Here is an 8,714-nt window from a genome sequence, read left to right on the forward strand (position 1 = left end):
GGTCGCTTCGTCCAGAACCAGTAAGCGCGGATTGTGAAGCAGGCTCAGCGCAATCGAAACACGCTGCATCATACCGCCGGACAGTTCGTGCGGATATAATTCATAAACGCGGTCGGACAGGTTGACAACCTTGAACAGATCGTAAACCCGCTGCTTGATTTCATTTTTGTCCGCATTCGGGAAATGCACGCGGTAAACGTCTTCCATCTGCGCTCCGACCTTGTGGACCGGGCTCAGCGCGCTCATCGACTTCTGGAACACGATCGACAGATCGGTCCAGCGCAGTGCGTCCATTTCATCCTTTGTTAACTTTAACAGATCCTTGCCGTTGTACAGAATCTCACCGTCGACCTGCGTGATGCGGTGCGGCAGCAGGCGCAGGACGGCGCTGGCCAGCGTGGATTTGCCGGAGCCGGATTCACCGACGATGCCGATCGAATCCTGTTCCTCAATTTCCAGGCTGACATGCTGGCAGGCATGGACCTTTTTGTCCTTCATAATATAACGTACATTGACGTTTTTCAGTTCTAATAATGCCATTTTTTCCTTCCTCCCTAGTTATTGGCGTCCATCTTAGGCGAGAGCACGCGGTTGAGGCCGTCACCGATGAGGAAGAATGTCAGAACGGTGAAGACAACGGCAACGCCGGCGAAGGTGGAAATCCACCAGCCCTTCGGCATGTACTGTTTGCCATGGTAGATAATCTGACCCCAGCTGACGACGTTTGGATCACCTAAGCCTAAGAACGACAGGCCGGCTTCGGACAGGATCGCGCTGGAAACGTTCATCGTGGTCTGCGCGATAATCGGGAAAATCCCGTTTGGAATAATGTGCTTGAACATGATGCTGAAGCGGCTTTCGCCCATCGCCTGCGCGCTCTTGACGAACGTTCTCTCCTTTAAGGAGATCGCCTGCGCACGCATTAAACGCGCGTTGCCGGTCCACGAAGTCAGGCCGATTACGATCATGATGTACATGATGTTGCTGCCGAACAGCGCGACGATGATCAGAATCAGGAAGAACGACGGCGTCATCAGGAAGAAGTTCATGAATTCCGAGATGAAGCGGTCGATCTTGCCGCCGAAGAAACCGGCGATACCGCCGATGCAAGTTCCCAAGATACCGGAAATGCTTGCGGCAACGACGCCGATCATTAAGGATGTCCGCGTCCCATAGATAATTTCGCTCAGAACGTCGCGTCCCAGACCGTCAGTGCCCAGGATATGTCCCGGCGTGCCCGGTCCGGCAACCAGCGCGTCATATAATTTATACGGATCGCACGGTGCGATAATCGGCGCGAAGAAAGCGACGCACAATAAGACGATCAGAAGAATGACGCCCATGCGCAGCTGGGAGTTCTTTTTCAACACCCGCATCACAGCCTGAAAAACATTGTCTTTTTTCATAGTTCTGTTCCTCCTAGTCGTAGCGGATCCGCGGATCGATAAAGCCGTAGAGGATATCGACCAGAATCATCGCGATACAGATAACGACGGATGTGACCAGATAAATCCCAGTCAGCACCGGATAGTCACGCTTGGAAATCGAGCTGAACATCAGACGGCCCATGCCCGGCCATGCGAAAACCGTTTCGATTAAGACGGAACCCGAAAGCAGGAATGCCAGCGACATGCCTAAAACCGTAACGGTCGGCAGGATCGCGTTGCGCAGAACATACTTGTTGAAGATCCGGCTTTCTTTCATGCCGGTCGCCTTGAACGTCGTAATGAAATCTTCCGACATGACCTGTAAGACGGAAGAACGCGCAATTCGGAAATAATACGGCGTCTGCGTCAGCACCATCGTCGTAATCGGCAGCACCAGATGGCGGCAGACGTCGGCGAAGTACGCAAACCCCTTATAATTGGCCCTGAGGTTCACCATGCCCGAGGTCGGGAACCATTTCAGCGTCGAGGCAAAGATCAGGATCATCATCAATCCCAGCCAGAACCCCGGCGTGGCGTCGAACACATACGAGATACTGCACACAAACTGGTCGAATTTGGACCCGTTCTTACGTGCGGCGTAGATTCCTATCAATGTACCAATGGTGACAGACAGTAGCACCGCGGTTAACGACAGCGCCAGTGTCGGGCCGATCTTCTCGCCGATCAGTTTAATGACGGATTCGTCGCTGATGTAAGAATACCCCAAGTCCCCCTTCGCTACATTGCCAAGAAACATGACGAACTGCTCCGGAATGGATTTGTCCAGGCCATATTTTTGCTGCAGTGCTTCGATCATCTCTTCGTTTGGATTATCCGTGCCCGCCATAATGCGGATCGGATCGCCCGGCGCCAGACGGATCAACGTAAAGTTGAAGCAGACTGACAACAGGACAACGAGAAGACCACTCAATGCACGTTTTCCAATATAACGTTTCATTTCAAGATTTCCTCCTTTTACCTAAAAATCTTTTTCCTCTGTCCTCTCAAACGGGAAAATAAAAATGTAAAATTTTCATAATTTTACATTCAATGAAACATAATTTCATTGCTTTCTATTATACACGAAAATCTGTCAAATGGAATAACTTGAAAAGAATTTTCCCGTTTTTTTTACCATTTTGCGCCGTTTTTCTTATTTTTTACATTCTTTTTCAGAAAGCGCTTGTAAACATGAACTTGTGCAGTTTTGCCGCCGGTTGTCCGCTTTTTTCTTCATTGAAATAAGCCCGGCGGCCTTGTTTTTTCCTCAGCGCCAGTATGCAATCCGTTCCTTTAACAACGTGACGGATTCCGTGCAGTCCCCGTCAAACCCCGTCTTGCCCAGCACGATATTCGGTTTGGTTGCCCCGTGAAAATCACTGCCGAATGTTTCCGCCAAGCCCCACCGCCGGCAGAACTCATGATAAAACTGACGCCCGCGCGCATCGTGATAGGAGCTGTAAACCTCAAAGCCGTCGACCCCGCCGTCCCGCAGGGCTTCAGCCGACGCTTCGTCCAGCTTGAGGTTCTGCATCGGGTGCGCGACGATCAGCGCGCCGCCGCAGGCATGCACATACGCCACAACCTGCCGCCAGTCCGGCAGCCGCAGCTCAGCGTAGCCCCAGCAGCCCACGGCCAGCTGATCCCAGTAAAAATTGGCGATCGGATTGGCGCTGCGTTCTCCCGTCTGATACGGCTTTAGATCAGGATGAACCTGCGTTTGAAGCAGTTCCTGAGTAATTTCAACATTGGTGTACGGCCGCCCGTGCGCCCGTGCGATGATCGCCGCTTCGTCCAGTTTCAGTCCGTAATGTTCCTCGATCAGCGTCAGCCGCTGCTTCCCGGTGCGCCGCAGTTCCTCGATGTAGTGATTCTTTAAGCGCGCAAAACCCGGATCCCGCAGATCGCAGCCATACCCTAATAAATGCACGATATTGCGGCCGAAAAAACAATCGATTTCAATTCCCCGCAGCGTTTCAATTCCCACCGCGGACGCCTTCGTTTCCAGCTCCAGCGCGCCGTCGATTTCATTATGATCGCTGATCGCGATCAGGTCCAGCTGTTGTTCCCGCGCCAGGCGCAGGATCGTATCGACGGATTCCGTCGCGTCAAAACTGGCTGAGCAGTGGATGTGCAGATCGGCTTTCATCGTTCATTCCTCCTTTGAAAGTGGTATAATATCCCAAGAAAAGAGGGAGATTATGCCGCAGCTTTATGAAACAATCAAACAACAATGTCAAAATCAATGCGAACTTTTAATCGTATCCAAGCATCGTTCCGTGGCTCAAATTCAGGCTTACTATGACCGCGGCGCGCGGGATTTTGGAGAAAACCGGGCGCAGGAGCTGCTGGAAAAGGCGCCGCAGCTGCCGCAGGATATCCGCTGGAATTTCATCGGCCACCTGCAGCGCAACAAGGTCCGCGCCGTCCTGCCGTATCTTTACCGCGTCTGCTCGCTGGATTCTTTGGAACTGGCCTCCGTTTTGGATAGGGAAGCCGCCCGCTTGAACCGGACGATCGGCGTGCTGGCGGAATTTAATCTGGCGGAGGAATCCACCAAGACCGGGATGGACAAGACCCAGGCGTTCGCTTTCTTTGAAGCGCTCCGTCAATTTGAGCATTTGATCCCCGAGGGTATCCTGGTCATGGGACCGCACGTCGAGGACGAAGCCGCCATCGCCGCGGTTTTCCACGAAGCCCGCGCCCTGTTCGATCAGCTGAAAGCGCAGTTCGGCGATTCCCGCTTTACGATCTGTTCGATGGGCATGAGCCACGATTATCCGATCGCCCTGCGCGAAGGCTCGACGCAGCTGCGCTTAGGCACCATTTTGTTTGAGGACTGATCTGTTTTTCAGACAGTCTGCCGGCCGGAATTTTCTTCCATCCCCGCGATCAGTCGAAAAACGCCCAGCCGCAGTACACATAGACCATATAGATAACGAATCCCTGGATCCCCAGAAAGTTGAAAATCGATTTCAGCTGCGGGAAAACGATGTAGCCCAGATCCCATAACAGGAAAAACATCAGGAAGAACGAGATGACGAGTTTCTTGAACCACGACTCATCTCGTCTTTTTTTATGGATATGCAGACTCAGGCCAAACGCGAACAGACTCACTGCGATCGCAATCGTCACCAGCGTCGAGCGAATCGAAACCGGCAGGTAAAGATTAAACAGCCGCACGATCAAGCCGCTGACAATCATAATCAGAAAGGGAATGCCATATCTTCTGGCAAAGCTCATAAACTCACTCCTAACTTCAACGTCCTCTATTATACATGACTTCGACAGAATCTGACAAAGAAAACTTCCCGGGTTTTCGCCTGGTCAGCGCGGCAGGCCGCTCATACCCTGACGATAGAGGAGGAGTGTTATGGCCCATCTGATCTTTCTGAGCCTGCTGGTCAGTCTAGACGGTTTTTTCAGCGGATTTACCTTCCGTCTGAAAAAAATCCGGATCTGCCTGCCGCAGCTGCTTTTCATCTCGCTTTGCCCGCTGGTGATCGTCACGGCGGTGATGTTATCCTCGCAGCGCATGACCGCTGGAATTCCAGCCGGCGCAGCCAAGGGATTAGGCTTCGTCTTGTTTTTCTGTCTGGCCTATCTGTCGTTTGCGGACGCGTTAAAAAAGCGCAAATCCAGTCCGCCTTCGTTGATTACCATGATCAACAACCCGGCCAGTTCCGATCTGGATCACAACCAGCGGCTGAGCAGCCGCGAAGCGTTGCTTCTGGGTCTGGCCTTAAGCCTGGACAACGCAGTGCTGGGCTTCAGCTTCGCGCTGGATGGCGCGCCGGTCATTTCCACGGCGTTGTGTTTTGCGTTCGTCAATTTTCTGCTGGTCATGGCCGGCAATCTCTGCCCGGGGCTGCCGTTTATCGACCGTTTTGAAAAAGGCAGCGAATATCTGCCTTCGCTGCTGTTTCTGATCCTCGCTTTCAGTCGTCTGCTTTAATCCACTTTTCGATCTGATCCAGCGCCCAGTCCAGCGTTTGCCGGTCCGTACAGACCGACAGCCGCACATGCCCCGCGCCGCGTTGACCAAACAACGTGCCGGGCAAGACCGCGACGCCGGCCTGTTCCGCCAGCTTGAGCGCAAATTGTTCGCTGGTCAAACCGGTGGAGACTATCGACGGAAAGCAGTAGAAGCTACCTTCCGGCTGAGGACAGGTCAGACCGATTTCATTCAAACGCTGCCAGCTGTGTTCGCTTTGTTCGGCAACGGTCTGCCGCCATGGATCGACAGGCAGCGTCAGCGCGGTGCAGGCAGCCTGCTGCACAAAGCCGGCCACGCCTGAAACCAGGGCTTGATGAGTTTTCAACAGTGCTTCGCCCCAGCGCCGCGGCGCGCTGATCCAGCCCAGCCGCCAGCCGGTCATCGCATACGTCTTGGAAAAGCTGCCGATGAAGATCACGCGATGACGGTAAGGCCGCAGCGCCTTGAAGTTCAGCGGCTTCCAGCTTAACTGTTCGTAAGCCGCATCGACGATCAGCGCCAGATCATGCTTTTCCGCCAGCGCCGCCAGCTGTGTCCAAGCCGCAGCCGACAGGATCTGACCGGTCGGATTATTCGGACTGGCGACAAGAATTGCCCGCGTCTTCACGCTGACCGCGCGCTCCATTGCCGCAAATTCTGGTTGTCCTTGGGCGTCAAGTGGAAAAAAGACCGGCATTGCCGACGCTAACGCAAGGGCGCTGAGCGTACCGGGATAGCCGGGATCCGTCACCAGCACCTCGTCGCCCGGATTCAACAACCCCAGGCAGCAGACCGCCAGCGCTTCCTGCGCCCCGTCGGTGATCAGGATCTGTTCCGGGCGAAACCGCCAGCCCCGCTGCGCTTTTTCCCGTTCTGCCAGCAGCTCGCGCAGTGATTTGAGACCGGCGGCCGGGGGATAGTGCGTCAATCCCTGCCGCAGCGCCGCCGCCGCGGCTTCTCCAATCCGGGGATCCGTACTTTGAGCCGGCTCTCCCAGCGTCAGTTCAGCCCGCGGGCCTAAATCGTGCAGCCGCTGGGTCCAGGCCCGGATCGGACTGAGCGGCATTTTTCGTACTTCTTCATGAATTCGCATAATTGCCTCCTTCCTTTTCATTGTATGAAAGGTTCTTTTCAATTCCCCGCAATTCAGTTATAATCAAGACATTCAATAAGGAAAGAAGATGATCCCGATGTCTTTTATGAAACAATCCGCCGATCTGCAGCCGATTGAAGATACCGTCTTCGCCGTCGTTTCGATGGCCAAGCAGGATATCGCCGAGCATGGGGCGGACGCCGTCGTCGACGCGACGATCGGTTCGCTTTACGATGAGCAGGGCAAACTCGTCGCCTACCAGAATGTATTCGACCACTACAACGCAATCGCCAAAGAAGTCAAGGCCGCCTATGCCGCCAGCTTCACCGGCAATCCCGGCTTCCGGACCCAGGTCCGAAACTGGGTGCTGCAGGATCAGCCGGTAACGTTAAACACCTCTGTCATCGCTACCCCGGGCGGCACCGGCGCCGTCAACATGACGATGATCAATGTTCTGGAACCGGGACAAACCGTCATCCTGCCGGAAATCTGCTGGGGTTCCTACAATTTAATGGCGGCGCAGGCTGGCTTAAAAACAGCGGCCTACGCAATGTTCGACGGCGATCATTTCAACTTGGATTCGTTTGAGAAGGTCTGCCGCCGCGTGATGAGCGAACAGGGACGGCTGCTGGCGGTCGTCAATGATCCCTGCCACAACCCGACCGGCTATTCTATGAGCCTTGCGGAATGGCGGCAGGTGGTTCGTTTTCTCAACGAATTAAGCGAGCAGGGACCGTGTGTGATCCTCAACGATATCGCCTATATCGATTACAGCTACCAGGGAACGCACAGCCGTGATTACCTGAGCACCTTGAATGAATTAAGCGGCAACGTCCTGGCTGTGATCGCCTTCAGCTGTTCCAAGACACTGACTTCCTACGGCCTGCGCTGCGGCGCGGCGCTGATTCTTGGGCAGAACGCGCAGCGTGTACGCGAAGCCGAGATTGTGTTTGAAAAAACCGCCCGCGCCACCTGGAGCAACATTCCCAACGCCGCGATGGAAAACTTCACGTGGATCACAACCGAAAACCGGGAAGCGTTTGAAGCGGAGAAGCAGATCTACGTCGACCTGCTGAAACAGCGCAGCGGCACGTTTATCCAGGAAGCCGCAGCCTGCGGTCTGGCTCATTACCCTTATAAAGAAGGTTTCTTTGTGACATTGCAGATGCCGGACAATGCGATGCGGGATCAATATCATCAGAAACTGATCGACCATCATATTTACACTGTCAAGGTTAATAAAGGCATCCGCGTCGCCGTTTGTTCGTTAAGCGTCGCCAAGGTGAAGGGGCTGGCCGAACGGATGAAGCAGATCCTGGACTCACTGCAATAAACCACAGTAAGCTTCGTCACTGATAACTTTAGGAATCGTTTCTGAATCTTAACGAAAGTCACTTATATTTCTGCAATTATTGAATATTAAAACAGGGACAAAACAAAGGTATAAGCTTGTTTTTGTCCCTTTATTATTTGGAAGAATTAAGTTCTCAGTTCATGAATTAAAGTTCCTAAATTACTTCCAATCTCATTTTTTAACAAATTGATATCGACGCAATAAGCTGTTGAATTAATAACCGCAGTATCCACTCTGCGGACGATATCCTCTGCATCATATCGGTATTTCTGATAACTGCCACAACGTTTTTTCAGCTCATTTTCCAAGTATCGAGAACGGCTTGACACTTTTGAATTTTCTTTAATTTTTACTGGGTCTAAATTTTTATGATCAGGAAAATGCAGCAACAGCCAAAACTCAAAGCATGGATTTGTAACATAGAAATCTATTTGTCTTTCTTTGCAAATTTGAACAACCTGATCGTATTGTTCCTCGGAAAAACTCTGCGGATCACGATCGACAATAAGGCAAATTTTATCAAAGCCTTCAGCGTAGGTTAGTTCCTGAATTTGAAGAATTTCAGAAATATGTTTGGCAACATTGATTATTTTTTCCTTTTCTGCAAGTTGTTCTAAAATCTTTATACCCTCAGTCTCCAGATCTTCCATGATGTCCGATAACTTTTTCTGACATTCTTGTGTACAGATGAAAACAAGCGAATTCCAGATACTTTGTTTTTGTACTTTACCGCCAGGAAGTTTATGACGCTCATCATAAAACTCTAAAACACAGTTAAAAAAGGATTCATAAGAATATTTTCCACTTTTCGTTTCATCTAAATTTCGAATAATCCGTTCTAAAATTTTCTTAGGATTGCTCCAG

General features: G+C 52.0%; 10 protein-coding genes. 3 read left to right on the forward strand and 7 right to left on the reverse strand.

Annotated elements, in window-relative coordinates; genetic code table 11:
- The 4 genes from HOLDEFILI_RS11330 to HOLDEFILI_RS11345 form a co-directional block, all read right to left on the reverse strand.
- Window positions 1–540 (reverse strand): ATP-binding cassette domain-containing protein (locus HOLDEFILI_RS11330; RefSeq protein ID WP_006059833.1); only part of this gene is annotated, 540 nt, incomplete at its 3' end.
- Between the two features lie 14 nt (window positions 541–554).
- Window positions 555–1,406 carry an ABC transporter permease gene (locus tag HOLDEFILI_RS11335; protein WP_006059834.1) on the reverse strand — a complete coding sequence of 284 codons (852 nt, stop codon included), beginning with the start codon at window positions 1,404–1,406 and terminating at the stop codon, window positions 555–557.
- Between the two features lie 13 nt (window positions 1,407–1,419).
- Entirely contained in the window at window positions 1,420–2,385 is a 966-nt protein-coding gene (locus tag HOLDEFILI_RS11340; protein WP_006059835.1) for an ABC transporter permease, read from the reverse strand.
- Window positions 2,386–2,694: 309 nt separating this feature from the next.
- A complete protein-coding gene (locus HOLDEFILI_RS11345; RefSeq protein WP_006059837.1) occupies window positions 2,695–3,576 on the reverse strand; it encodes a PHP domain-containing protein in 882 nt (293 codons plus the stop codon).
- Window positions 3,577–3,628: 52 nt separating this feature from the next.
- Between HOLDEFILI_RS11345 and HOLDEFILI_RS11350 the strand changes: the two genes are divergently transcribed.
- The gene (locus tag HOLDEFILI_RS11350; RefSeq protein WP_006059838.1) at window positions 3,629–4,270 is read left to right on the forward strand and encodes a YggS family pyridoxal phosphate-dependent enzyme; all 642 of its coding nucleotides are present in this window, start codon (window positions 3,629–3,631) and stop codon (window positions 4,268–4,270) included.
- Between the two features lie 49 nt (window positions 4,271–4,319).
- Here HOLDEFILI_RS11350 and HOLDEFILI_RS11355 read toward each other — a convergent pair whose 3' ends face one another.
- Entirely contained in the window at window positions 4,320–4,670 is a 351-nt protein-coding gene (locus HOLDEFILI_RS11355) for a hypothetical protein (RefSeq protein ID WP_006059839.1), read from the reverse strand.
- Between the two features lie 130 nt (window positions 4,671–4,800).
- On the opposite strand from HOLDEFILI_RS11355, the gene HOLDEFILI_RS11360 reads away from it, so the two are divergent.
- On the forward strand, window positions 4,801–5,382 hold the full coding sequence (locus tag HOLDEFILI_RS11360) for a manganese efflux pump (RefSeq protein ID WP_006059841.1): 582 nt from the start codon (window positions 4,801–4,803) through the stop codon (window positions 5,380–5,382).
- Here the strand turns inward: HOLDEFILI_RS11360 and HOLDEFILI_RS11365 are convergent.
- Window positions 5,366–6,496, reverse strand: coding sequence for a pyridoxal phosphate-dependent aminotransferase (locus HOLDEFILI_RS11365; RefSeq protein ID WP_050766969.1), 1,131 nt, complete (start codon window positions 6,494–6,496; stop codon window positions 5,366–5,368). The two genes, HOLDEFILI_RS11360 and HOLDEFILI_RS11365, sit on opposite strands and share 17 nt — an antisense overlap.
- 97 nt (window positions 6,497–6,593) lie before the next feature.
- Between HOLDEFILI_RS11365 and HOLDEFILI_RS11370 the strand changes: the two genes are divergently transcribed.
- On the forward strand, window positions 6,594–7,829 hold the full coding sequence (locus tag HOLDEFILI_RS11370) for a pyridoxal phosphate-dependent aminotransferase (RefSeq protein ID WP_039864876.1): 1,236 nt from the start codon (window positions 6,594–6,596) through the stop codon (window positions 7,827–7,829).
- 146 nt (window positions 7,830–7,975) lie between these two features.
- On the opposite strand, the gene HOLDEFILI_RS11375 is transcribed toward HOLDEFILI_RS11370, so the two are convergent.
- A partial coding sequence (locus tag HOLDEFILI_RS11375) for an RloB family protein (RefSeq protein ID WP_006059845.1) occupies window positions 7,976–8,714 on the reverse strand: 739 nt, incomplete at its 5' end.

The sequence above is a fragment of the Holdemania filiformis DSM 12042 genome (assembly GCF_000157995.1).
Taxonomy (GTDB): Bacteria; Bacillota_I; Bacilli_A; order Erysipelotrichales; family Erysipelotrichaceae; genus Holdemania; species Holdemania filiformis.